General features: G+C 71.0%; 20 protein-coding genes and 1 tRNA gene. 10 read left to right on the top strand and 11 right to left on the bottom strand.

All coding sequences use genetic code 11. The annotated features are described in order from the left end of the window. From ACO229_RS16870 to ACO229_RS16860, 3 genes are all read right to left on the bottom strand, one after another. Positions 1-3,789 (bottom strand): multifunctional oxoglutarate decarboxylase/oxoglutarate dehydrogenase thiamine pyrophosphate-binding subunit/dihydrolipoyllysine-residue succinyltransferase subunit, encoded by a 3,789-nt coding sequence (locus ACO229_RS16870; RefSeq protein ID WP_423462213.1) that lies wholly within the window; start codon positions 3,787-3,789, stop codon positions 1-3. Positions 3,790-4,146: 357 nt separating this feature from the next. Continuing rightward, positions 4,147-5,331 (bottom strand): sensor histidine kinase, encoded by a 1,185-nt coding sequence (locus ACO229_RS16865; RefSeq protein WP_423462212.1) that lies wholly within the window; start codon positions 5,329-5,331, stop codon positions 4,147-4,149. 25 nt (positions 5,332-5,356) lie between these two features. Next, complete coding sequence (locus tag ACO229_RS16860) at positions 5,357-6,040, bottom strand: response regulator transcription factor (RefSeq protein WP_372494744.1); 684 nt, start codon at positions 6,038-6,040, stop codon at positions 5,357-5,359. Positions 6,041-6,281: 241 nt separating this feature from the next. Between ACO229_RS16860 and ACO229_RS16855 the strand changes: the two genes are divergently transcribed. The 3 genes from ACO229_RS16855 (at position 6,282) to ACO229_RS16845 (ending at position 10,183) form a co-directional block, all read left to right on the top strand. Then, on the top strand, positions 6,282-7,712 hold the full coding sequence (locus tag ACO229_RS16855) for a hemolysin family protein (RefSeq protein WP_397414039.1): 1,431 nt from the start codon (positions 6,282-6,284) through the stop codon (positions 7,710-7,712). Further along, complete coding sequence (locus tag ACO229_RS16850; RefSeq protein ID WP_397429532.1) at positions 7,709-8,755, top strand: hemolysin family protein; 1,047 nt, start codon at positions 7,709-7,711, stop codon at positions 8,753-8,755. The genes ACO229_RS16855 and ACO229_RS16850 overlap by 4 nt, the downstream gene beginning before the upstream one ends. A gap of 324 nt (positions 8,756-9,079) precedes the next feature. Then, entirely contained in the window at positions 9,080-10,183 is a 1,104-nt protein-coding gene (locus ACO229_RS16845) for a D-alanyl-D-alanine carboxypeptidase family protein (protein WP_423462211.1), read from the top strand. Positions 10,184-10,208: 25 nt separating this feature from the next. Here the strand turns inward: ACO229_RS16845 and ACO229_RS16840 are convergent, their stop codons facing one another. From ACO229_RS16840 to ACO229_RS16815, 6 genes are all read right to left on the bottom strand, one after another. After that, the gene (locus ACO229_RS16840) at positions 10,209-10,871 is read right to left on the bottom strand and encodes a CYTH domain-containing protein (protein ID WP_397414033.1); all 663 of its coding nucleotides are present in this window, start codon (positions 10,869-10,871) and stop codon (positions 10,209-10,211) included. A 55-nt stretch (positions 10,872-10,926) separates the two neighbouring features. Beyond that, positions 10,927-11,487 carry an STM3941 family protein gene (locus tag ACO229_RS16835; RefSeq protein ID WP_423462210.1) on the bottom strand — a complete coding sequence of 187 codons (561 nt, stop codon included), beginning with the start codon at positions 11,485-11,487 and terminating at the stop codon, positions 10,927-10,929. A gap of 38 nt (positions 11,488-11,525) precedes the next feature. Next, positions 11,526-12,323, bottom strand: coding sequence for a TSUP family transporter (locus tag ACO229_RS16830; RefSeq protein WP_423462209.1), 798 nt, complete (start codon positions 12,321-12,323; stop codon positions 11,526-11,528). Between the two features lie 671 nt (positions 12,324-12,994). Then, the gene (locus ACO229_RS16825) at positions 12,995-13,570 is read right to left on the bottom strand and encodes a hypothetical protein (protein WP_423462208.1); all 576 of its coding nucleotides are present in this window, start codon (positions 13,568-13,570) and stop codon (positions 12,995-12,997) included. Positions 13,571-13,710: 140 nt separating this feature from the next. Continuing rightward, positions 13,711-14,925: a helix-turn-helix domain-containing protein gene (locus ACO229_RS16820; RefSeq protein ID WP_423462207.1), complete on the bottom strand. Its 1,215-nt coding sequence runs from the start codon at positions 14,923-14,925 to the stop codon at positions 13,711-13,713. Continuing rightward, positions 14,918-15,268: a hypothetical protein gene (locus ACO229_RS16815; protein WP_423462206.1), complete on the bottom strand. Its 351-nt coding sequence runs from the start codon at positions 15,266-15,268 to the stop codon at positions 14,918-14,920. The genes ACO229_RS16820 and ACO229_RS16815 overlap by 8 nt, the downstream gene beginning before the upstream one ends. Before the next feature lie 121 nt (positions 15,269-15,389). On the opposite strand from ACO229_RS16815, the gene ACO229_RS16810 reads away from it, so the two are divergent. The 3 genes from ACO229_RS16810 to ACO229_RS16800 are packed head-to-tail and all read left to right on the top strand — an operon-like array spanning position 15,390 to position 16,777. Next, the gene (locus tag ACO229_RS16810; protein ID WP_423462205.1) at positions 15,390-15,620 is read left to right on the top strand and encodes a helix-turn-helix domain-containing protein; all 231 of its coding nucleotides are present in this window, start codon (positions 15,390-15,392) and stop codon (positions 15,618-15,620) included. Beyond that, the gene (locus ACO229_RS16805) at positions 15,617-15,970 is read left to right on the top strand and encodes a hypothetical protein (protein ID WP_423462204.1); all 354 of its coding nucleotides are present in this window, start codon (positions 15,617-15,619) and stop codon (positions 15,968-15,970) included. The genes ACO229_RS16810 and ACO229_RS16805 overlap by 4 nt, the downstream gene beginning before the upstream one ends. Before the next feature lie 30 nt (positions 15,971-16,000). After that, a complete protein-coding gene (locus ACO229_RS16800) occupies positions 16,001-16,777 on the top strand; it encodes a site-specific integrase (protein ID WP_423462203.1) in 777 nt (258 codons plus the stop codon). Positions 16,778-17,242: 465 nt separating this feature from the next. Here the strand turns inward: ACO229_RS16800 and ACO229_RS16795 are convergent, their stop codons facing one another. Both ACO229_RS16795 and ACO229_RS16790 read right to left on the bottom strand, forming a co-directional pair. Then, on the bottom strand, positions 17,243-17,845 hold the full coding sequence (locus tag ACO229_RS16795) for a hypothetical protein (protein ID WP_423462202.1): 603 nt from the start codon (positions 17,843-17,845) through the stop codon (positions 17,243-17,245). Positions 17,846-18,014: 169 nt separating this feature from the next. Next, positions 18,015-18,087, bottom strand: a tRNA-Arg gene (locus tag ACO229_RS16790). Between the two features lie 206 nt (positions 18,088-18,293). Here ACO229_RS16790 and ACO229_RS16785 point away from each other — a divergent pair. From ACO229_RS16785 to lysA, 4 genes are all read left to right on the top strand, one after another. Next, positions 18,294-18,884 (top strand): SigE family RNA polymerase sigma factor, encoded by a 591-nt coding sequence (locus ACO229_RS16785; RefSeq protein ID WP_423462201.1) that lies wholly within the window; start codon positions 18,294-18,296, stop codon positions 18,882-18,884. After that, the gene (locus ACO229_RS16780; protein WP_423462200.1) at positions 18,881-20,425 is read left to right on the top strand and encodes a hypothetical protein; all 1,545 of its coding nucleotides are present in this window, start codon (positions 18,881-18,883) and stop codon (positions 20,423-20,425) included. Before ACO229_RS16785 ends, ACO229_RS16780 begins: the two co-directional genes overlap by 4 nt. A 109-nt stretch (positions 20,426-20,534) precedes the next feature. After that, on the top strand, positions 20,535-22,196 hold the full coding sequence (argS, locus tag ACO229_RS16775) for an arginine--tRNA ligase (RefSeq protein WP_423462199.1): 1,662 nt from the start codon (positions 20,535-20,537) through the stop codon (positions 22,194-22,196). Continuing rightward, the gene (gene lysA / locus ACO229_RS16770; RefSeq protein ID WP_423462198.1) at positions 22,193-23,554 is read left to right on the top strand and encodes a diaminopimelate decarboxylase; all 1,362 of its coding nucleotides are present in this window, start codon (positions 22,193-22,195) and stop codon (positions 23,552-23,554) included. Before argS ends, lysA begins: the two co-directional genes overlap by 4 nt. Positions 23,555-23,597 lie beyond the last annotated feature (43 nt).

Here is a 23,597-nt window from a genome sequence, read left to right as displayed (position 1 = left end):
TCAGCCGCGCGCGAAGGCCTGTTCCAGCAGGGTCTTCTGCTGGGCCTGGTGCAGCTTGGCCGTACCGGCCGCCGTCGAGGCCGACGCCGGGCGGGAGACCACCTTGACGTACGGCACGTCCATCGGCAGTGCCAGGTGGATGAAGCCCCACGCGCCCTGGTTCTGCGGCTCGTCCTGGACCCAGACCACCTCGGCGTCGCCGTACTTGGCGAGCTCCGCGCGGATCTGCTCCTCCGGGAACGGGTAGAGCTGCTCCAGGCGGACGAGCGCCACGCCCTCGTCGCCGCGCTTGGTGCGCTCGGCGAGCAGGTCGTAGTACACGCGGCCGGTGCACAGGATCACGCGGTCCACCTTCGCCGGGTCCGCGGTGGTGTCCGCGAGAACCTCGCGGAACGTGCCCTCGGTGAAGTCCTCCGCTGCGGACGCCGCCGCCTTGAGGCGCAGGAGCTGCTTGGGCGTGAACACCACGAGCGGACGGCGCGGCCGGGCGTAGGCCTGACGGCGCAGCAGGTGGAAGTACGACGCCGGCGTGGACGGCTGCGCGACCGTGATGTTGTTCTCGGCGCACAGCTGCAGGAACCGCTCGATGCGGGCCGACGAGTGGTCAGGCCCCTGGCCCTCGTACCCGTGCGGCAGCAGCATGACCACCGAGGACGACTGGCCCCACTTCTGCTCGGCGGACGAGATGAACTCGTCGATCACCGTCTGGGCGCCGTTGACGAAGTCGCCGAACTGCGCCTCCCACAGCACCAGGGCGTCCGGGCGCTCCACGGAGTAGCCGTACTCGAAGCCGAGCGCCGCGTACTCCGACAGCGAGGAGTCGTAGACCCAGAACTTGGCCTGGTCGCTCGACAGGTACAGCAGCGGGGTCCACTCGGCACCGGTCTCGCGGTCGTGCAGCACCGCGTGGCGCTGCACGAACGTGCCGCGGCGCGAGTCCTGGCCGGCGAGGCGCACCGGGGTGCCCTCCACGAGCAGCGAACCGAAGGCCGCGAGCTCGCCGAAGCCCCAGTCGATGCCGCCTTCCTTCGCCATGAGCTGGCGCTTCTCGAGGAGCTGCGCGAGCTTGGGGTGCACCGTGAAGCCCTCGGGGGGCGTGGTGTGCACGTCGCCGACGCGCTGCAGCAGCTCCTGCGAGATCGCGGTCTGCCAGCCGACCATCGTCCCGGCGTCCTCACGCTGGGACTCGGGCCGCTCCAGGCCGGCGAGGTGCTCGGTCTGCGGCGCGGGCGTGAACCCGGACTTGGTCTCGGTGAACACCCGCTCGAGCTGCGACTGGTAGTCCTGCAGCGCGCCCTCGGCCTCCTCGACGGTGATGTCACCGCGCGCGACCAGGTTCTCGGTGTAGAGCTTGCGCACCGAGCGCTTGGTCTCGATGAGGTTGTACATGAGCGGCTGCGTCATCGACGGGTCGTCGCCCTCGTTGTGCCCGCGGCGGCGGTAGCAGATGAGGTCGATGATGACGTCCTGGCCGAACTGCTCGCGGAACGCGAAGGCCAGCTCGGCGGTGCGCACGACGGCCTCGGGGTCGTCGCCGTTCACGTGCATGACCGGGACCTGGTAGCCCTTGGCCACGTCGGTCGCGTAGGTGGTCGAGCGGGACGCCGTCGGGCCGGTGGTGAAGCCGACCTGGTTGTTGACGACCACGTGGATGGTGCCGCCGGTGCGGTACCCGCGCAGCTGCGACAGGTTCAGCACCTCGGGGACCACGCCCTGGCCCGCGAAGGCGGCGTCGCCGTGCACCAGGATCGGCAGCACGGAGAAGCCGTCGCCACCGAGGTCGATGCGGTCCTGCTTGGCGCGCACGATGCCCTCGAGCACCGGGTCCACGGCCTCCAGGTGCGACGGGTTGGCCGCAAGGTAGACGCGCGTGGTGGCGCCGGACTCCGAGGTGAACGTGCCCTCGGTGCCGAGGTGGTACTTGACGTCACCGGAGCCCTGGACGCTCTTCGGGTCGAGCTGGCCCTCGAACTCCTTGAAGATCTGGCCGTAGCTCTTGCCCGCGATGTTCGCCAGCACGTTGAGGCGGCCGCGGTGGGCCATGCCGATGCCGACCTCGTCGAGGCCACCCTCGGCGGCCTTCGACAGGATCGCGTCGAGCAGCGGGATGAGGGACTCGCCGCCCTCCAGCGAGAAGCGCTTCTGCCCGACGAACTTGGTCTGCAGGAACGTCTCGAACGCCTCGGCGGAGTTCAGGCGGCGCAGGATGCGGAGCTGGTCCTCGCGCGGCGTCTTGGCGTAGCCGGCCTCCAGGCGCTCCTGGAGCCACTTGCGCTGCGCCGGGTCGGCGATGTGCATGTACTCGATGCCGATGGTGCGGCAGTACGAGTCGCGCAGCAGGCCGAGGATCTCGCGCAGCGTGGCCTTCGGCTTGGTGCCGAAGCCTGCCGTCGGGAAGGTCCGGTCCAGGTCCCACAGCGTCAGGCCGTGGTTCTGGATGTCCAGGTCGGGGTGCTTGCGCTGGCGGTAGGCGAGCGGGTCGGTGTCCGCCATGAGGTGACCGCGCGAGCGGTACGCCTGCACGACCTCGGCGATCTTGGCCGGCTTGGCGGCCTCGACGTCGGCGTCGACCGTGTTGTCGCGCACCCAGCGGACGGGCTCGTACGGCACGCGCAGGGCCGCGAAGACGCGGTCGTAGAAGCCGTCCAGTCCGAGCAGCTTCTCCGCGATGATCTTGAGGAACTCGCCGGACTGCGCGCCCTGGATGATGCGGTGGTCGTAGGTCGACGTGAGCGTCATGACCTTCGAGACGCCCATCCGGGCGAGCTGCTCCTCGGACGCACCGGCGAACTCGGCCGGGTAGTCCATGGCTCCGACGCCGACGATGGTGCCCTGACCCTGCATGAGCCGCGGCACGGAGTGCACGGTGCCGATGCCGCCCGGGTTGGTCAGCGAGATCGTGGTGCCCTGGAAGTCCGGGACGCCGAGCTTGCCGCCGCGAGCCTTGCGGACCAGCTCCTCGTAGGCCGCCCAGAACTCGGCGAAGTCGAGCTCCTCGGCCTTCTTGATGCTGGGCACCAGGAGCTGGCGCGAGCCGTCGGGCTTGGCCAGGTCGATCGCGAGGCCGAAGCCGACGTGCGCGGGCTGGTTCACCCCCGGCTTGCCGTCCACCTGCTCGTAGTGGGCGTTCATGACGGGCATGTCCGCCAGCGCCTCGACCAGCGCGAAGCCGATGAGGTGCGTGAACGAGATCTTGCCGCCACGGCCGCGCTTGAGGTGGTTGTTGATGACGATGCGGTTGTCGACCATCAGCTTGGCGGGCACGGCGCGCACCGAGGTGGCGGTGGGGACCTCGAGAGAGGCCTCCATGTTCGTGACCACGCGCGCGGCCGGGCCGCGGAGCTTCTGGACGTCGTCGACGGCGTCCGGGTGCGCCACCGGGCGCTCGAACGTGTCCGCGTAGTGCGTGGTGGGCGGGGTGGCGATGGGGTTCGCCGGGTTGATCTTCGGGTCGGCCGGGAGGACCTTCTCGCGCACGGGCTGGCCGGCCTCCGAGGCGGCGGTGCCGCCCGTGACCGGGGCCTGCTGCGCGGGTGCTGCCGGCGCGGGGGCGGCCTCGGCAGGTGCCGCGGGGGCGGCCTCCGGGGTCGCGGTGGGGGCCGCTGGACCGCCGTCCTTGGCGGACCCGTTCTCCCCCGGGGTGTAGTCGGCGAAGAAGTCCCACCACGCGGGGTCCACCGCGTTCTTGTCCTTCAGGTACTGCTGGTAGAGCTCGTCCACAAGCCACTCGTTGGCTCCGAATGACGAGCTCGCCACGCTGATCGACTCTGAACCAGCCTTAGGGGACACGCGCGGATCGCCCACCTTCACCACAGTTGCGTTCGTAGCGCGCCACGTCTGGTCGCGGCGCGCGCAGCCCGAATGTTTTCGGACCCTCCAAGGGTAGGCCCTTTCAGCCCTCCGGTGGGGTGTGGTCGCACGGGCCCAGCCGTGTGCCACGGCACCAATGAAGGTGGTTCGTCATGCTTCCCGCAGCCAGAGCAAAACGCGGGCAACATTCGCCCTCGAAGAGGCCAACGCCGCGTTACGGGGTTTTGTTGCAGGCTGGACGTTCTTTGCGTGTGTGACGGAAATCACGGGACTCCGTCTCACGCTCCGACCGACAGGACCCCTAGGCTGCTGGGTTTCCTGCGGGCTTCGCCCGGTTCACACCGTGTGCGTGGTTGTGACACCCGGTGCCGGGTGTGCCCGCGCGGGGAGGGTGACGCGCATCGTCGCGCCCCGCTCGGAGTCCACCACCTCGACGTGCCCGCCGTGCAGCTCGACCGCCCAGCGGACGATGGCGAGGCCGATCCCGGTCCCGCCGCTCGACCCGACCGTGCCGCCGGCGGTGCTGCCGACCGTGCTCCCGGCCGTGCCGCCCGCGGCGTCCGGGAACGGCTCGGACGACGAGCCGTTGCGCCCCCTGCCGTCGCCGGACCCCGTGCCGCGGACGAACCGCTGGAAGATCCGCTCCCGGTCCGCCGCCGCGATCCCGGGACCCTCGTCACTCACCTCGAGCACGACGTCGGCCCCCTCGCTCCCGTCCACCGGGTAGGCGTCCAGGCGCACGACGCCGCCGGCCGGCGAGTGCCGGATCGCGTTCTGCAGCAGGTTGGTGACCACCTGGCGCAACCGCTCGGCGTCGCCCTCGATCACCAGGTCCTCCGGGGTGACGTCCACGACGTAGTGCAGGTCCTTCGCCGCGTCGACCATCGACAGGTCCTCGGCGCAGTCCTCCAGGAAGTCGCCCACCGCGATGGTGCCGACGTTGAGCGCCGACGCGCCCGCCTCGATGCGCGACAGGTCCAGCAGGTAGGTGACGAGCCGGGTCAGCCGCTCCGTCTGCGCGTGGGCCTGCTCCAGGGCCGCCGGCGTGGGCGGGACCACGCCGTCCACCATGTTCTCGAGCTGGGCCTGCAGGGCGGCGACCGGCGTGCGCAGCTCGTGCGACACGTTGGCGATCAGGTCCCGGCGGGTCTGCTCCACCGACGCCAGGTCCTCGGCCATCCGGTTGAAGGCGTGCGCGAGCTGACCCACCTCGTCGCTGCTCGTGGCGCGCACCCGGCGCGTGTAGTCGCCGTCCGCCATGGCCTGGACGGCCTCCGTGATCTCGCGCAGCGGCGACGTCATGCCGCGGGCCAGGACCTGCGTGACCAGCAGCGACAGGATGATCGCGAGCGGGAACGTCCGGCTCGGGCCCAGCGACGCCTGCAGGCCCAGCCACGTGATGAGCACGGCGGCGGTCACGGTGGCCGCCACCAGCACGCCGAGCTTGATCTTGAGCGAGCTGAGCGGGTCGAGCGGGCGCACGTCCGGCACGCGGGGACGGGGCACGTGCGGCCGCATCATCGGGACACCTGGTCGTGAGACCCGATCACTGGCCGGCGGGCGGCTCGAACGCGTAGCCCACGCCGTGCACCGTGCGGATCAGGTCGGGGCCGAGCTTGCGGCGCAGCGCCTTGATGTGCGAGTCGACGGTGCGGGTGCCGCTCGCGTCCGCCCAGTCCCACACCTCGGCGAGCAGGCGTTCGCGCGTGAGCACGGTCTTGGGGGACCCGGCGAGCATGACCAGCAGCTCGAACTCCGTGGGGGTCAGGTGCACCTCGTCGCCGGCCCGGTACACGCGCCGCTGGGCGCGGTCCACCGTGACGTCGCCCATGGTCATGGGCGGGTCGGCCGGGGTGGTGGCGGCGGCCTGCGCGGCGCGGTCCACCCGCCGCAGCAGCGCCTTGATGCGGGCCACGAGCTCGCGCATCGAGAACGGCTTGGTCATGTAGTCGTCGGCGCCCACACCGAGGCCGACCAGCATGTCCGTCTCGTCGTCGCGCGCCGTGAGCATGAGGATCGGGGTCGGGTGCTCGGCCTGGATGCGGCGCGTCACCTCGAGGCCGTCGATCCCGGGCAGCATCACGTCGAGCACGACGACGTCGGGGCGCAGCCGCGAGGCCGCGTCGACACCGGACAGCCCGTCGCGGGCCACCTCGACGCGCCAGCCCTCGGCGGACAGGCGCTGAGCGATCGCCGTGGCGATCGTCGGCTCGTCCTCGACCACGAGCACGGTCGCGCTCTGCTGGCCGGTCGAGGCTGCGGCCGACGCCGTACCGGGCTGCTGCGGGGCCCCAGACGGCTGGGGAATACCAGATGACATAGGTCAATCATGCCCGTACTTGCCTGACAAGACACTGAGACGAGCCTGGGAGTCCGCCTCCCGCTACGATCTGTCGCACGATGATCGAGCGATATCCCGACCGGAATTCCTGGAAGATCCTGCACCCCCCGAGTGCCTTCCGGAGCGCGAGATGACCGGCGACTGGATCATGGTCGCCGTCGGCGTCATCCTCACAGCAGGTACTGCTGTCTTCGTGGCAGGGGAGTTCTCCCTCGTCACCATCGACCCCGCCGTGATCGGCGACTCCGACGACTCGGAGGGGGACAGACCCGGCCGGACCGGGTCCGGATCCACCTCCGCGCATGCCGCCCGGCCCGCGCTGGGGCACGGCATGCGGGACCGCAGCGTGCGCACCGCCCTGCGGCACCTCTCCACGGAGCTGAGCTCCGCCCAGGTCGGCATCACGCTGACCACGATCCTGCTCGGGTACACGGCGCAGCCGGCCCTGAACTCCCTGCTGTCGGCGGCCCTCGGCACGGCGTCCGTGCCGACCGCGGTCTCCGCCGGCCTGGCGGGGGTCCTGGCGCTCGTCCTGGTGAACGCCTTCTCGATGGTGTGCGGTGAGCTGATCCCCAAGAACTTCGCGCTCTCGGCCCCGCTCGCCACCGCGCGCCTGGTGGTGCCGGTGCAGCGCGTGTTCACGATCACGTTCAAGCCGCTCATCGCGGTGCTGAACGGGTCCGCCAACGCGCTGCTGCGCCGCCTCGGCGTGGAGCCGCGGGAGGAGCTGTCCGGCGCGCGGTCCGCGTCCGAGCTCGCCTCGCTCGTGCGGCGCTCCGCCGAGGAGGGCACGCTCGAGGAGTCGGTGGCGACCCTGCTGACCAACTCGATCGAGCTGGACACGCTCAGCGCCCGTGACGTCATGACCGACCGGCTGCGCATGTCCGTGCTGGACCGTGGTGCCACGGCGGCCGACGTCGTGGCGCTCGCCCGGCGCACGGGCCACTCGCGGTTCCCCGTGATCGGCGAGGATCGTGACGACGTGGTCGGACTGGTGCACCTGCGGCGTGCCGTCGGGGTGCCGCACGACCGGCGCGACGAGGTCCCCGCGGCCGCGCTCATGGTGGAGGCCCCGCGGGTCCCGGAGACCGTGCGTCTCGGCCCGCTGCTCGTGGAGCTGCGCGAGCTCGGCATGCAGATGGCGGTGGTGGTCGACGAGTACGGCGGCACGTCCGGCGTCGTCACGCTGGAGGACGTGGTCGAGGAGCTGGTGGGCGACGTCGCGGACGAGCACGACCCGCGGCGCGCCGGTGCCGCCCGGGCCGCCGACGGGTCCTGGATCGTCCCGGGCGTGCTGCGCCCCGACGAGCTGATCGAGTACACGGGCATCGAGGTGCCGGAGGGCGCGGCGTACGAGACGCTCGGCGGGCTCGTCATGGCCGAGCTGGGACGGATGCCCGCCGTCGGCGACGAGGTCACCGTACGGAACGCGGCGTCGCGCGTGACCCTCCGGGTCGAGGCGATGGACGGGCGGCGCGTCGAGCGCGTCCGGGTCCGGCCGCTGCCCGGCGACGGCACGGGCGACGACGCGTCGCGCATCGAGAAGGGCACGAACCGATGAGCACGACCACCGCACTCGTCGTCGGGCTCGTGCTGCTCGCGGGCAACGCGTTCTTCGTCGGCGCCGAGTTCGCCGTCATCTCGGCACGGCGCAGCGCCATCGAGCCGCTCGCCGCGGCGGGTGACCGCCGCGCCGCGACCGTGCTGTGGGCGATGGAGCACGTGTCGCTCATGCTGGCGTGCGCGCAGCTCGGCGTGACCGTCTGCTCCACGGGTCTCGGCATCGTGGCGGAGCCGGCGCTCGCCCACCTCCTGGAGGGCCCGCTGCACGCCCTGGGCGTGAGCGACGAGCTCACGCACCCGATTGCGCTGGTCGTCGCGCTGTCGCTGGTCGTGTACCTGCACGTGGTGCTCGGCGAGATGGTGCCGAAGAACCTCGCCGTGGCGGGTCCGGACCGGGCGGTCATGTGGTTCGGGCCGCCGCTGGTGCTGCTCGGACGGGTGCTGCGCCCCGTGATCGGCGCGCTGAACTGGATCGCCAACCACGCGGTGCGCCTCGCCGGCGTGGAGCCGAAGGACGAGGTGGCCTCGGCGTTCACGGCCGAGGAGGTGCAGTCCATCGTGGAGCACTCCCAGGCCGAGGGCGTGCTGCGTGATGAGCAGGGCCTGCTCGCGGGTGCCATCGAGTTCTCCAACCGCACCGCGGGCGACGTGATGGTGCCGGTCGACGGCCTGGTCGCCGTCGACGAGGCCAGCACGCCCGACGACATCGAGCGGCTCGTGTCCAGGCACGGCTTCAGCCGGTTCCCGGTGGTGGCCCGCCGGGACGAGGGGGACGAGCTGGTCGGGTACCTGCACCTCAAGGACGTGCTGTACGCCACCGGCCCGGCACGCTTCGAACCGGTGGCCGCCTGGCGGGTGCGCGCCCTGGCCGCCGTCGCACCGGGCGACGAGGTCGAGGACGCGCTGCGCGTCATGCAGCGCTCCGGGGCGCACCTGGCCCGGGTGGAGGACGCCGAGGGGCAGGTGCTCGGCGTCGTCTTCCTGGAGGACATCCTCGAGGAGCTGGTGGGCGAGGTGCGCGACGCCATGCAGCGTCGTTGATCGCGGGTTGACCGTCCGCCGGCTCCCGGTCGCGCACGGGTAGGGAACGCGTCACGCACGGGTAGCGCACTTCGCCCGTCAGGGCTTGGCAGGGGGCTCGACCAGGGTTAGTGTCGCGTGCGACATGTTCACCGCGAGGGGCCGCGGACACACGATGACGGAGGGCCAGTGGAGTCCACGGCTGTGACCAGCGTGCAGCCCGCGCCCATGACGCGCCGGGCACGGCGTGAGGCGGAGCAGCAGGCCCAGGCGCTCCGCGCCCGCGGAGCACGGAACCACCCGACGCACCCGCCGGTGGCACATCCGCCCGTCACGCACCCTCCCGTGACGCACCCGCCTGTCACGCGCCCGCCCGTGCCGCACCCGCAGGCCTCCGCGCCGTGGTCGGCCGCGGGCAACCGGATCGCCGCGGAGACCCGGGTCGCGTTCGCGCAGCCGCCCGTCCCCGCGTCGCTGATCACCCACCAGACCCTTCCCGTGGCGCCGATGTCGGTGCCGCTCCCGGCCGTGCAGGTCACGCCGCTGCCCGCGGCGGCTCCCGGCCGTCCGTCGGTGCCGACGGCGCGGCCGCCCCGGCTACCGCACCCCTCGGGCGAGATCCCGCTGCTTCCGCGGCCCGTGCCGGCCACGCCCACCGCGCCGCCGGCCGCCCGGGGTACGGCCTCGTTCGACCAGCTCGTCACCGGCGCGATCCCGCGGCCGGTCCGCGCACCCTCGGTACCCGCGGGGCAGCGCCTCATCTCGCGGGCCACGGTCATCGGCACGCTCGCCGCGGCGACCATCGCGGCCCCGTTCGCCCAGGGCCTGGCTCCGTCGGGCGAGTCCCCGTTCGAGGTCGAGGCGCCGCCGACCGGGCCGAACGTGCTCGACCTCGTGACCCAGCCCGTGGAGCGGCCCGAGACGTCCGGCGCGGTGCTGCGCGCGGAGGCGATGACGCGGCCCGAGTCGGCGGCGAGCCGGTCCTTCGACCGCAGCCCGCTGCCGGACTGCGACGTCGACGCGCCCGTCGAGGGCACCAACGGTGCGCTCGCGGACCACTCGCTGTGCGAGCTGTGGCAGGCGGGCGAGTACCTGCGGCCCGACGCCGCGATGTCGCTCAGCGCCCTCAACGAGGCGTTCCGCGCGTCGTTCGGGCGCGAGATGTGCCTCGTGGCGAGCTACCGCGACCTGGACACGCAGTACGAGCTCAAGGCGTCCCGCGGCTGGTACGCCGCGTCGCCCGGCACGTCGATGCACGGCTGGGGCCTCGCGATCGACCTCTGCTCGAAGGAGACCGGCGACAGCGAGGTCTTCTCGTGGCTCTGGGCCAACGCGCCGTCCTACGGGTGGCAGAACCCGTCGTGGGCGCAGCTCGGCGGCAGCAAGTACGAGCCGTGGCACTGGGAGTTCGTGTCCGGCGTCGTCGAGAAGGGTGAGTGGCACGGGTAGAGCCCGGTGCCCGCGCCCGCCCCTGTCAGAGGCGTAGGTGCGTGTTGGGCCCGAAGTCCTGCCGGAACACCGGGCCCTCGCTCGCGAGCTCCGCGGCGAAGGCCGGGGCCCAGCCGCTGTAGGGCTCCATCGCGAGGGACTCGTTCGAGAAGCGGCGGTCGTCGGTGATCTCCGTGACGCAGAAGTCCGGGATCTGCAGGCCCGTGACCGGGCCGGAGCGCTCGCACTCGGCCACGACGAGCGGGTGGTTGGCACCGCCGAACACGTCGATGGACCAGCCGTCCGCGCCCAGCCATGCGGCGTACCGCACCTTGACGATCGGGGCACCACCGCGGCGCACCAGCTCGACGCCGACGTTCGGGTCCAGCTCGCGCTCCGCCTCGTACCGGGTACCGCCCACGGCGGGACCCTTCACGGTGACGGCGGCGAAGTCGATGTCGGCGGTGTGCGCCCGCAGGAGCTCCGCCGGGTCGGTGTCCGCCGTCAGGTCGGCGTCGACGTCGCCGGCCTGGACCCGGACGCGGAGGGCGTAGCCGTCGTCGGCCAGGAAGTAGGACTGCACGATGAGGGCGGGTGCGTCCCGGAGCTCGTCCGGGAGGTCGCGCACGAAGAACCGGCGCTCGAACTCGAAGTCGGCGTAGCCGCGGTCGGGATCGGTCTGGCCGGGTTCGTAGCGGTCGTCGCTCATGAGGCCCCTCGCCCTGCTGGGTGCGCGGTGCTTGTCCGCGGATGATTCAAGAAGTCTACGCAACCGGGGCGGTGTCAGGCGTGCGTCCCGCCACGAACTGGGACAACGTGGCCGAGAGCTCCTCCGGGCGCACGGCGATGCTGCCCGGCTTGAGCACCACGGGCGTGCCCACCAGCGACGCGTGCACGGACGCTGCGACGCGCCGGACGACGGTGCGCTGGCGGGCGACGACAGCCCGCGGGTCGGCGACGTCGACGGCGAGCACCCGGCGGAAGGCCAGCCGCACCTCGCGGACACCCGTGACCTCTGACCAGAGCACCTGCTCGACGCCGAGGTTGGGCAGCCAGTCGACCAGGCCGTCACCGTCCAGCGTGAGCACGGGCCAGGTGGGCAGGAGGAGGCGGCGCAGCACGATGAGACCGAGTCCCGTGAAGACGAGGACGCCGATCGCGCTCACCGACACCACGGCCAGCGCCGCGCGGGAGCCGCTGGTCTGCGCGAGGCCGAAGCCCAGCCAGGCGACGACGGCGCAGAGCGCGACCAGGGCCAGGGCGCCGAGCGCGAGCAGGAGGACGTGGGCGCGGGACGGGTAGAAGTCCACGGACTCGTCGGGCATACCGGGACAGTAGCCGCAGCGTGGGATGTATCGGTAGTTCAGCCGATCAGGAGGCGTGCGCCGGCCACCGCGGTCATCACCAGCACGACGGTGCTGAAGACGGGGCCGGAGACGCGGTGCGCCACCAGGCGGCCGAGCAGGAGGCCCGCGACCAGCCCCGGGAGCAGGACGAGCGAGATCCGGAGGGAGTCGGCCGAGACGAGGCCGAGCCCCGCGCTGAACGGCAGCTTGGCGATGTTCACGGTGAGGAAGAAGAGCGCGACCGTGCCGAGCAGGCCCGCGCGGGAGACGCCGGTGCGGAGCAGGTAGAGGCTCATGGGCGGGCCGCCGGCGTTCGCGATCATGGTCGAGACGCCGGCGATGGCGCCCAGGGTGGCGCGGGTCAGGCGTTCGCGGGCGTTCGGTGTGCTGCTGTGGGCTCCGGTGGCGGTCTCGGCACCCGGGCGGCCGGCCGCGCGTCGTGCGGTGACCTGCCGCACGAGGTCGCCCAGTCCCGCGAGGAGGAGCAGGGCACCGACGATCCGTGCGCTGACGTCGGGCGGGGCCCAGCGCAGGGCGGCGAAGCCCACGACGAGGCCGAGGGTGACGCCGGGGAGCAGGGTACGCAGGATCTGCCACCGCACGTCGCGGCCGTAGGTGGCGACGGCGACGAGGTCACCGACGATGAGCAGGGGCAGCGCGACGCCGGCCGCCGGGACGGGCGGGAGGACCGACGCGATGACGGCGGCGCCCAGTGCGCCCAGGGGCGGCAGGCCGGTCTTGGCCAGGCCCATGAGGAGCGTGGCGAGGGTGCCGCCGATGACGACCGTGGTCGTGAGGTCGAGGGTGGGGGTCATGACGGGGCGGACTCTACGGGGTGCGGCGTCCGTCGGTGCCGTGGGGAGGCCCTTGCGCCGACCTGCTACCGGCAGGGTGGTCTGGGCGTCGCCGGTGTGTTCGTCTGTGTTCCTCGGTGGGTCCGGTTCCTCGGTAGGTCCAGCGGCTTGGTCGTCGACGGGTCCGGCTCCGGGCCGGACGAGGACGACCGGGTGGGCTGCCGGGGCGGAGGTGCGCTTCTACCCAGTCATTGCGCCCAGAATCCCGCTCGGTTCTGGGCGCAATGACTGGGTAGAGGCGCACTTCTCGTGGGCGGCCGCGGGCAGTCGTCCACCCGCCGGGCCCACAGCGAGGGGCTCGCCGGCCGTTTGACCCATGGTGCCGGAGGCACGCCTCGCGATACACGCGCACGCCGCGCACCGTGGGACGTGGTGGGGAATCGCGCCCGGCCCCGGACAGCGAAAGGGCCCCTCATCTGGCGTGATGCCAGGTGAGGGGCCCTTTCCCGGTGTGTGCGCCTGAAGGGATTCGAACCCCCGACCTTCTGCTCCGGAGCCAAGTTGGGTCGGCTATTCGCTGCGTCGACCTGGTTCTTGCTGCCGCTGAGGCGTCCAGATTCGTTCGTGCTCGTGCACGGCTGCACGCGCGCGTGAACCAGCAGATAGTCCAGCAGTACCGCTTGCGGGTGCCCCTACAAGGGCAGGTTGATCGACCCTGTGGCACGCCCGTGGTCGGGAACCGCGACACCATGTAGTTCATCACTGATGAGGCTTGTCATCTGGTTGGCGATGGCGTTGTGGAAGTCGCTGGCGGCTGGGTATGTCGGTTCAGAATCGGCTCCCGACTCCAGGTCTGCGAGGAGCGAGCTAGCGAGGGCCTCCAGCGACCTCGTGAAGAAGCGCGCTGCGTCGTAGACAGCCCCAGATGCATAGGCGGCCAGGCGAACCTGTAGCTCGTTCGGAAGCTCGATTGTCGTGTGCTCACGCCAAGTGGCGACTGCTTCTGGGGGAGGAGCATCAGCCTCGAACATCGTCGCTCGTATCTCCCCTGCCCACCGAAGGAGAGACTCGTAGGTCTCGGCACGTTTGTGCCACAGTCGATCTGCATTCGCGAGTTCCCGCTGCGCTTGAAGCGTGCGCTCTGCAGTCTTGCGAGCGATGCGTGCCGAGAGCAGCGGGGCAAGGATGCCGATGATGAGCGCAATGCCAGCTGCGAAGTACGGAGCCCAGAGCTCAAGCGTGCCAGCAGTTTCAGCCGTAAGAGTCACATCCGAAGTCTTGCTGACTCATGACTTCTCTCACCACGACAGAGTGCACTCGGATTTCAACATCACCCGGCGGCAGCAGAGAACGGTGGTGGTCCCACCCGGCCAGGTCGGACCACCACCGTTCTCAGGGCGTGCACGCATCACGTGACCGTTGCGCGCCGGGCTAGCTCCTGTAGGTCCACAGGAGTCCGGCGACTGATCTGCATGAGGTCACGGATCGCCTGCCGCGCCAACGGATGCGAGCGGATCTGCTCCGGCGCCAGCTCCTCCGCTTCAAGGAGCGCGGCAACGGCCTCGCCCACCTGCCGACGCTGTGTATACGCCCGCGCCTTGTCGAGGAGCAGCCGACTCCGCCGCTCCGCCGAGAGCTCGCTCGTGTCGATCTGCTCGGCCAGGTCGAGTGCCATCCCGGCATCGCCGAGGTCTACCGACGCGGTGACCGCGTGAATCTCCACGTTGGCCGGGCCGAACTCCGTTCCGAAGTCGCTTCGGCCTGGGCCGACGTCCCCCGCAACGGCGCGGGCCTGGTCAAGCCACTTGTGTGTGGCGGTCCTGTCTCCCTCCCGTGAGCTGATGACCGCTCGGACGAGCTGCAGAGCGCCGTAGAGCGACTTGCTCTCCGTGCTCAGCGACCCGTCGTCGAGCTTTGGCTGAAGCGCCCGGATCGCCTCAGACGTTGCATATTCGGCCTGCTCCGGCCGCTGGACCCGCAGGAATGTGTGGGCCAGACGGAACGTACCGGCCACCACCTCCAGGGGCTGTCCAGATGGCCCGGCGGCAGCGATGGCGCGGTCGGACGCCACCCATGCCGCGTCCGCCTCGTCCTGCCGCGCCAGCACGGCGGCGGTGACTTGGAAGACCTGGGCGAGAACCTCGTGCTCCGCATCCGTCGCAGCACTCCGTCGGACACGGCGTTCCAGCATCGGAATGAGCGTGACGAGTTCCTCCCCAATCTCGCTGAACGCCGAGGCGTGAGCCAGCTCCCACAGCCGGTCAACGTGCTGACGTAGCTCGTCGATCGGCCGTTCATCGGCCGGTGCCGAGTCCTCCAGCAAGGTTGCGATCCCGGGGTAGCCGGTCAGTGCCAGTCGGATGCCATCTAGGTCGCTACCGGGTTCGGTCGGGCCGTCCTCGGGTGGCTGGACGGCATCCGAACGCAGGTCCAGCACAGAGACCTCAAGGGCGTCCGCGAGGGTCTGGAGCGTGGACAGCCGGTCTACCGGCAGAACTCCACGCTCAACCTGCGACACCCAGGACTCGGACCGAGCAAGCTCGGCGCCGAGGTCCTTCTGTGAGAGCTTGCGCTCCTTGCGCAGCGTTGCGACGCGCGCTCCGAAGATCTTCTGATCACTCACCCTGTGCGTACCCCTTTCCGCCGACGGCGGTCAGCCAGTCGACCTCGACGTCATCGACCAGAGCCTCGCGTTCGACGAGCACCACGACACCGCCGCCGTCGAGCGCACTGCCCGCAAGATCCTCGCCAAGCTCGACACCGACCCCGTCTCCGCCAACACCATCCGTCGCGCCCTCGGGCCGACCCTGCGGGACTACTTCGAGGCCGCCACCGACGAGCTGATCCGGCGCGGCCTGGTCGACCGGCACGACGACGAATACCGGGGCCAGCCACGCACCCTGCTCCGCCGCCGACCGTGACCCGTAGGCGGTTAGGGGTGACACAACGTCACCCCTAACCGTCACGGCTAAAACCCCAGGTCAGACCCCATTTCTAGGCGTGACATTTAGGGGTGGCACCCGTCACCCCTAACCCCCCTCAGACACCACCCGCACCGCCTGCCGAACGCACCAGGGAGACCCCACCATGGCCACCGCCACACCGCCGGTCTACACCGCGACCGAACCCACCATCACCGCCGTCACACCCCTGCTGTACCGCGTCGAGGAAGCAGCCGAAGCGCTCCGCATCTCCCGCACGCAGGTATACGCTCTGATCCGCTGCGGGGACCTGCGCACCGTCAAGATCGGCGGTAGCCGCCGCGTACCAGTGGCCGCCTGCGCCGAGTACGTCCAGACGCTGGAGGTGGCCGCGTGAGCGAGGGGCAGAAGAAGTCGCGCCGCCCTCGGGGTGAGGGCGGTGCGTACTTCAACGAGAAGCGCGGCCGGTACATCGCCGAGAAGATCGTCGGCTACGACGGTCGCGGAAACCCCATCCGCAAGACAGCCTCGGGGACGAGCGAGACAGCTGCCCTCAAGTCGCTCCGCGAGCGTGTTCGCAAGTACGAAGCGGGCATCGTTCAGGGTGCGGAGCGCTACACCGTTGGCCTCGCTGTCGAAGACTGGCTCAAGTACGGTCGGACGGAGGTTGGTGCGAACACGGAGCGGAACAACCGCGACTTCTACGAGCACCACATCAAGCCTCATCTCGGCGGGCGGCGAATCTAGGACCTGCGAGCCGTCGAGGTCGAGAAGTGGATGCACGAGCTCGCTCCCAAACTGGGCCGCTCCGCGCTCAAGCAAGTGCTGTCGGTTCTCCGCCGGTCGATCGGCCGAGCCATGACTTTGGGCCTCGCAGAGCGGAACGTGACCACCCTGGTTCAGCCGCCCAAGGGTCGGGCTGGCCGCCCGTCCAAGTCGCTCACGCCGGACCAAGTTCGGGCGATTCTTGAGAGCGCGCACGCGCGTGAGCATTGGATGTACCCGTACATCGTCGTCTCGCTCACCACCGGAGTGCGGACTGAGGAAGCGCGTGCACTCCGTTGGGACCACGTCCACCTCAAGCCGGAGGACGGTTCAGCGCCCCACGTATGGGTGTGGCGCTCCGTGCGGCTTGGCAGCGACACCAAGACACCGAAGTCGCGTCGAACGCTCGCGCTGCCCAGCATCGCGGTCCGGGCGTGTCAGCGGCAGTGGGCCTGGCAGGACGACCGGCGCCGCGCCATGGGGGAGGCATGGCCGCTCTCGGGTCTGGTGTTCACCACTGGTGCCGGTACGGCGCTTCGGGCCGACAACGTCCGCCGTGACTTCCGGATCGCGCTCCGTGGCGTGTCCGGCATCGATCCGGAGGATTGGACGCCTCGCGAGCTGCGGCACTCCTTCGTGTCGCTGTTGTCTGCGAGTAACGTACCGATCGAGGAGGTGTCGCGCCTCGTCGGACACAGTGACATCGCGACGACGGAAACCGTTTACAGGCACGAGCTGCGGCCGGTAATGCAAACCGGCGCACGAGCGATGGACGAGGTATTCGGCTAGAGATCGACGGTGCTTCCCACCTCGGCCAACGCCCAGCGAAGGCCCCCACTGCCCAGGCAGCGGGGGCCTTCGTGGTGGCTGCTAGGCCGAGCGACGTGCCCAGCAGGGGTGAACTAGCCGCAGTTTCCCGATCGCCGCTTGGCCAAGCACTCGTTGCATTTCTCGCCCGAATTGCCAGTGCCGTCCACGTAGTTGCTCGTCGGCCACTGTGAGCAGTTCCTGCAGAAGTGCCAGGTGTCGCTGCCGTTCCTTCGCCGCGCCATATCGGCTCCCTTGCCGAGCAGGTCGCCCGTTCGTGCCGGGCCTGACCAATACGACGATAGGCCGCACACGTGCACAATTCAGGGCGTGGCCGGGTGAACTGCAATGTTCACCCGCGCGGGCATGAGCCCGGGCAGCAGGGATTAGGAAGTGGCACCAGAACGCGCTCGGGACTTCCGCAGAGGTTCTGCCCGCGTCGCCCGGTCATCCTCGTAGCCACCAGTCTCGGATCCAGTCCCGGATCCGTCGTACCCATGCCACAAACCGCTGCCACCATCGCTTGCGGAGCCCGACGTGGATGCGCGCGTCGACGGAGACCATGTCGGCAAGTGCGGCGAGGCCTGCGTCAAGGTGTCGCACGAATGCACCATCCTTGTCATCGCTATCAGGTCCAGCATGCGGCGAGGCCCTGTCGGGCATGTACGAGTTCTCCATCTGGCCGATAATGGCGAAGCTCTCCCACACATCAGGATCCGCAGTCGCCCGCGCCACGTGGACTTGTTCGCCGAACCTTCTCGACGTTGCTTCCCAGTCGGACCAACTTTGCTCCTGCTCTGCGCGCAGATCTGGCGGCACCTCGCCCTCGTTCGCAAAGTGTCGTACGGCGGCATTGACCGCGAGCAGTCGGCTCGTCGTCTCGCGGAGCCTGTACGCATGGCGCAGGCATTCGATCCCGGAGTCTCGACGTGTTCGTCGAGCCTCGATGCGATCATCGCGGCGCGTTGCAATCAGCCACACGACGAAGTTGGAGAGCAGCCCGAGCCCAGCACCAATGACGATGCCACCGAGAGTCGATTGCCAGAACATTGACCACCTCCGCCACGCCGGGAGCAGGCTCCTGCTCGCCACCGTGACACGCTACCCGCAGGTCATACTCCAGCAGTTAGTCCAGCAGTACTGCGAGAAGGCTTCGCAGGCGGAAAAGAAAAACAGCCCGTGACCAGCGTTCGCGCTGGTCACGGGCTGTTTTTGTCTGTGCGCCTGAAGGGATTCGAACCCCCGACCTTCTGCTCCGGAGGCAGACGCTCTATCCACTGAGCTACAGGCGCGAGACCGTCGGCAGGGAGATCGTGCTCCCGTAACGGCCGAAGTGAGACTACCAGGTAAGCAGCCCGTCGTGTGCACCCGGGCGCGTGACGTGCACCGTCGTGGCAACCTTCTGCTCGCCGCATGCGTCTGTGTGCCGTGATCCCGCGAAGAGCTCGACCCCAGAGGCGTACGAACCGGTACGCGGACGACGAACGAGGTGGCGCACATGACGAGTGACGATGCGGCGGTCATCGACGACCCTCGCGCCCGGGTGGTGACCACGGGCACGGCGGCCGAACGCTTCACGGCGTTCGCCAGCGACCGCTCACCCGAGCTGTCCCGCATCGCCTACCTGCTGTGCGGGGACGCGCACCGGGCCGCCGACCTCGTGCAGCTCGCGCTGGAACGGACCTACCGGGTCTGGGGCAGGGTGGGCGACGGCGACCCGTTCGCCTACGCCCGCAGGGTGATCGCCACGGCCCGGATCGACACCTGGCGGCGCACCAAGCGGGACGTCCTGGTGGCCCCGGCCGACCTGCGCCCGGGCGCCGCACCCGATGGCACGCAGCACGTCGTCGACCGGGACGAGCTCGTGCGCGCCCTGCGGCAGCTCCCGGCAGCGCAGCGGCGCGTCGTCGTCCTGCGCTACCTGCTGGACCGCACGGAGAAGCAGACCGCCGAAGACCTCGGGATCTCCGTGGGGGCTGTCAAGTCCGGCGCGTCCCGTGGGCTCGACCGGCTGCGGGACGTGCTGGGAGTGGAGCAGTCGGACGACGGCGGATCGCCGGACACCTCACGGAAGGAGGCGCAGTCATGAGGGAGCAGAGCGACACGCTGGTGAGCCTGATCCACGACGCCGCGAGCCACGTGGGGCCCGTGGACGGGATCGACGGCGAGGCGATGGCACGGCGGGCGATCCGCCACGAGCGCACCCGGCGCGGGGTGATCGGCGGCGTCGCGGCGCTCGCGGTCGCGGCCCTCGCCACCGTCGGCGGCCTGGTCGCCGGTGGCAGGCAGGTGCTGCCGGCTGGCTGGCCCTTCGGGGACGGCTGGTACGAGGTGTCCGGGGGCGGGCTGATCTTGTCGGTGCCGTCGGACTTCGAACCGTACGACCAGGGCGAGGGGTACCCGTCCTGGGGTTCGGACGAGCAGGACGGGCCGTTCGATCCCGCGGCGGTGACTTCTGCGGTGACCGTCATGACGCTCGACGACGGCGATTCGTTGTCCGAGTCGGAGGCCGACCTGGTCGACGTCGACGTGCCGGGTGCGGAGTCGGCACAGTATGTGCTGGCGGAGGAGGGCTGGGACGTCGGGCCGCAGGGGGTGCTGCAGGTCGAGCTGGAGTCCGGGCGAGTCGTCCAGGTCGTCGTGGTCCTGCCCGACGCACCGGACTCGCCGGAGCTGTTCGAACGGCTCGTCGAGGGCGTCCGGGTCGATCCCGACGCGACCGAGGCGGACTTCGACGTCCAGGGGAACACGCTCGACGTCGTCGAGGAGCACCCCGCGGACTGGACGGTCCGGGAGCACCAGGGACTGCGGTTCGCGACGCCGGGCGACTGGGTGGAGGACGCGCTGTCCGCGTCCCGGGAGGACAACTGGCCGACCGTCTCGATCGACGACCCGGACGGACGGCTCCGCCTGCAGGTGACCACGCTCGCCACCACGCAGGACCCGGACGGCGAGTTCGGCTACACGTACGCCATGGAGCCGCCGCCCGGCGCGGATCGCGCGGGTGCCGAGCTCGACCCGCAGGACGGGACGCTCCACGCGTGGATAGAGGTCCGCCTGGCCGGGGGCCGGACGTACTCCATCGACGTCTACGCGCCCGACGACACCGGCGGCGACCGCGTGGTGCGGACCATCGCCGGGAGCCTGGAGTTCACCCCGGAGGCGGCCGACCTGCCCTCCTACGGCGACCTGACGGACGCCCGGCCGCTCGTGGACGACGCGCCGGCGATCCCGGAGGACTGGGTGGTCGTTTCGGACGCGCCGGGCCTGCGCCTGCGGGTGCCCTCGGACTGGGTGGACCAGTCCGGGGGCGACGGCACGGTCGTGCGGACCGCGCCGCAGGGCGACCCGGGCGAGGGGCTGAACGCCTGGATCGAGGAGCCAGGGCTTGCCGGCAACGGTGAGATACCGGTCGGCGGGTACCGGCTCGACGTCCCGGGGGCCGAGCGCGCGACCGTCCGGATGACCGACTACACCGCCTACGGTGAGGCCGAGGTCGCGGCGTTCAACGCGCGGGCCGAGGTGCGGCTCCCCGATGGCAGGTTCGTGCAGCTCACCTACGACGGTCCGCCCGACTCGGGCGACCGGTTCTGGCAGATCCTCGACACGCTCGAGGTGGGCACCGACTGATGGCTGTGCCGGACGGCGGTGACGCGCCCCGGGGTGGGGTGCGTCACCGCCGCCCGCCGCCTGTGGACAACCGGGGCGGCCGACCCGGACCGGCCCGTAGAATCGATCCGTGACCCCCACCGAGCTCTCCGAAGCGCTGAGCGCTGCCCTGGCCGCGGCCGTCGCCGACGGCACACTCGCCCTGCCTGCCGACGCCGTCCCGGCGTCGGTCCATGTGGAGCGACCCAGGCAGCGAGAGCACGGGGACTGGGCCACGAACGTGGCCCTCCAGCTCGCGAAGAAGGCGGGCACGACGCCGCGGGCGCTCGCCGAGGACCTGGCGGCCCGCCTCGGGGCGACGCCGGGCATCAAGTCCGTGGGTGTCGCCGGCCCGGGCTTCCTCAACATCACGCTCGACGCCGCGGCGGCGGGCGAGCTGGCGCGCACCATCGTCGAGGCGGGCGCTGCGTACGGTCGGGGCGACGCCCTGACCGGCCAGGTCATCAACCTGGAGTACATCAGCGCCAACCCGACCGGGCCCCTGCACATCGGGCACACCCGCTGGGCCGCGCTGGGCGACTCCCTGGCACGCATCCTGCGCGCGGCGGGCGCCGACGTGACCGCCGAGTACTACATCAACGACGCGGGCGCCCAGATGGACCGCTTCGGCGAGTCCGTGCTGGCGCGCGCCACCGACGGTGAGGTGCCCGAGGGCGGCTACCGCGGCGAGTACGTCAAGGAGCTCGCGACCAAGGTGCTCGCGGACCGCCCCGACCTGCCGGAGCTGCCGCACGACGAGGCCGTCGCGGTCGCCCGTGAGGCGGGCTACGCGCACCAGCTCGCGGAGATCCGCGAGGTGCTGGAGAACTTCGGCGTGCACTTCGACGTCTGGTTCTCCGAGCGTGACCTGCACAGCTCCGGTGCCGTCGAGAAGGCCGTCGCCCGCCTGCGGGAGCAGGGGCACGTCTTCGACCAGGAGGGCGCGGTCTGGCTGCGCACCACGGACTTCACGGACGACAAGGACCGCGTGATGATCCGGGCGAACGGCGAGCCCACCTACTTCGCCGCCGACGCCGCGTACTACCTGTCGAAGAAGGACCGCGGGTTCCCCGGCAAGATCTACCTGCTGGGCGCCGACCACCACGGCTACATCAACCGCCTCAAGGCCATCGCTGCCTGCGCGGGGGACGACCCGGAGACCAACATCGAGGTGCTCATCGGGCAGCTCGTCAACGTCGGGGGCGCCAAGCTGTCCAAGCGCGCCGGCAACATCATCGAGCTGCGCGACCTGGTCGACTGGATCGGCAAGGACGCCGTGCGCTACTCGCTCGCGCGCTACCCCGCGGACACGCCGCTGGAGCTGCAGGGCGAGGACATGCTCAAGCAGACCAACGACAACCCGGTCTTCTACGTGCAGTACGCGCACAGCCGGACCGTGCAGATCGGTACCAAGGCCGAGGAGCGGGGCGTACGCCGCGCGGACGGGTTCGACCCGGCCCAGCTCTCGCACGCCTCGGAGACGGCGCTGATCGGCCGCCTCACCGAGTTCCCGCGGATCGTGGCCCAGGCCGCGGAGCTGCGCGAGCCGCACCGCGTGGCCCGCTACCTGGAGGCGCTCGCCGGCGACTTCCACTCCTGGTACAACGACGACGAGAAGCTGCGCGTCACGCCGTACCCCGACGAGGAGGTCACGGACGCCCACCGGGCCCGCCTGTGGCTGAACGACGCCGTCCGCACGGTGCTGGCCAACGGCCTGGACCTGCTGGGCGTGAGCGCACCGGAGCGGATGTGACCGGCGCGCCCTGGTCCACGGGGGTCGGCCGGCTGCCCGACGGCGCGCTGGCCGTCGCCGGCGTCGACGTCCGCAACCTCGCGGCCGAGCACGGCACGCCGGCCTACGTGCTGGACGAGGCCGACTTCCGGGCGCGCGCCCGCGCCTACCGCACGGCGTTCGAGGCGGCGTTCGGTGCCGTCGGCACCGGCGTGGACGTGTACTACGCCGGCAAGGCGCTGCTCACCGTGGCCGTGGCGCGCTGGGCGCGCGAGGAGGGTCTGCGGGTGGACACCGCCTCGGGTGGCGAGCTCGCCGTCGCGCTGCGGGCCGAGGTGCCGGGTGCGGAGATCGGCCTGCACGGCAACAACAAGTCCGACGCCGAGATCCGGCGTGCGCTCGAGGCCGGCGTGGGCCGCATCATCGTGGACTCGCTGGTCGAGATCGAGCGCGTGGCGCGGCTCGCGGGGGAGCGCGGCGTCGTCGCACCGGTGATGGTCCGCGTGACCACGGGCGTGCACGCGGGCGGGCACGAGTACATCGCGACCGCGCACGAGGACCAGAAGTTCGGGCTGTCGGTCAACGCGGCCGACGGGGCGGAGAGCCCCGCGATGACCGCGCTGCTCGCGGTGCTCAAGCACCCCGAGCTGCGGCTGCTCGGCATCCACTCGCACATCGGCTCGCAGATCCTCGACCCCGACGGCTTCGAGGCGGCGGCGCGGGTGGTGCTGCGGCTGCGGGCCGACCTGGCCGAGCGGTCGGGCGTGCTGGTGGACGAGGTCGACCTCGGTGGCGGGTACGGCATCGCCTACCTGCCGGGCGACGTCGCGCTCGACCCCGAGCGGGTCGCGAAGGACATCGCGCAGTCCGTGGCCGGCGTCTGCCAGGAGCTGGGCACCAACCTGCCGCGGTTCTCGATCGAGCCCGGCCGGGCGATCGTCGGGCCCGCGGGCCTCACGCTCTACACGGTCGGCACGGTCAAGCCGGTCACGGTCTCGGCCGACGGCGGAACCGACTTCACCCGCACCTACGTGTCGGTCGACGGCGGCATGAGCGACAACATCCGGCCCGCCCTGTACGGGGCTGCGTACCACGCGGAGATCGTGGGACGGTCCTCGGACGCCGAGCCGATCCTCGCGCGTGTGGTGGGCAAGCACTGCGAGTCCGGCGACATCGTGGTGCACGAGGTGCAGCTCCCGGCCGACGTGCGCGCGGGCGACCTGCTCGCCGTCGCCGCCACGGGCGCGTACGGGCGCTCCATGGCGTCGAACTACAACATGCTGCCCCGCCCGCCCGTCCTGGCGGTGTCCGACGGCGCCTCCCGGGTGCTGGTGCGGCGCGAGACCGAGGACGACCTGCTGGGGCTCGACCAGGGCTGACCCGCCCGACGGCCTGACGGCACGGCGTCGAGCGGGTGTGGCG

Origin of the sequence: Promicromonospora sp. MS192, from assembly GCF_049532985.1 — a bacterium.
In the GTDB taxonomy this organism is placed as follows: domain Bacteria; phylum Actinomycetota; class Actinomycetes; order Actinomycetales; family Cellulomonadaceae; genus Promicromonospora.
Note: the sequence above shows the minus strand (reverse complement) of the source record. Positions and strands in the feature narration are given on the sequence as shown.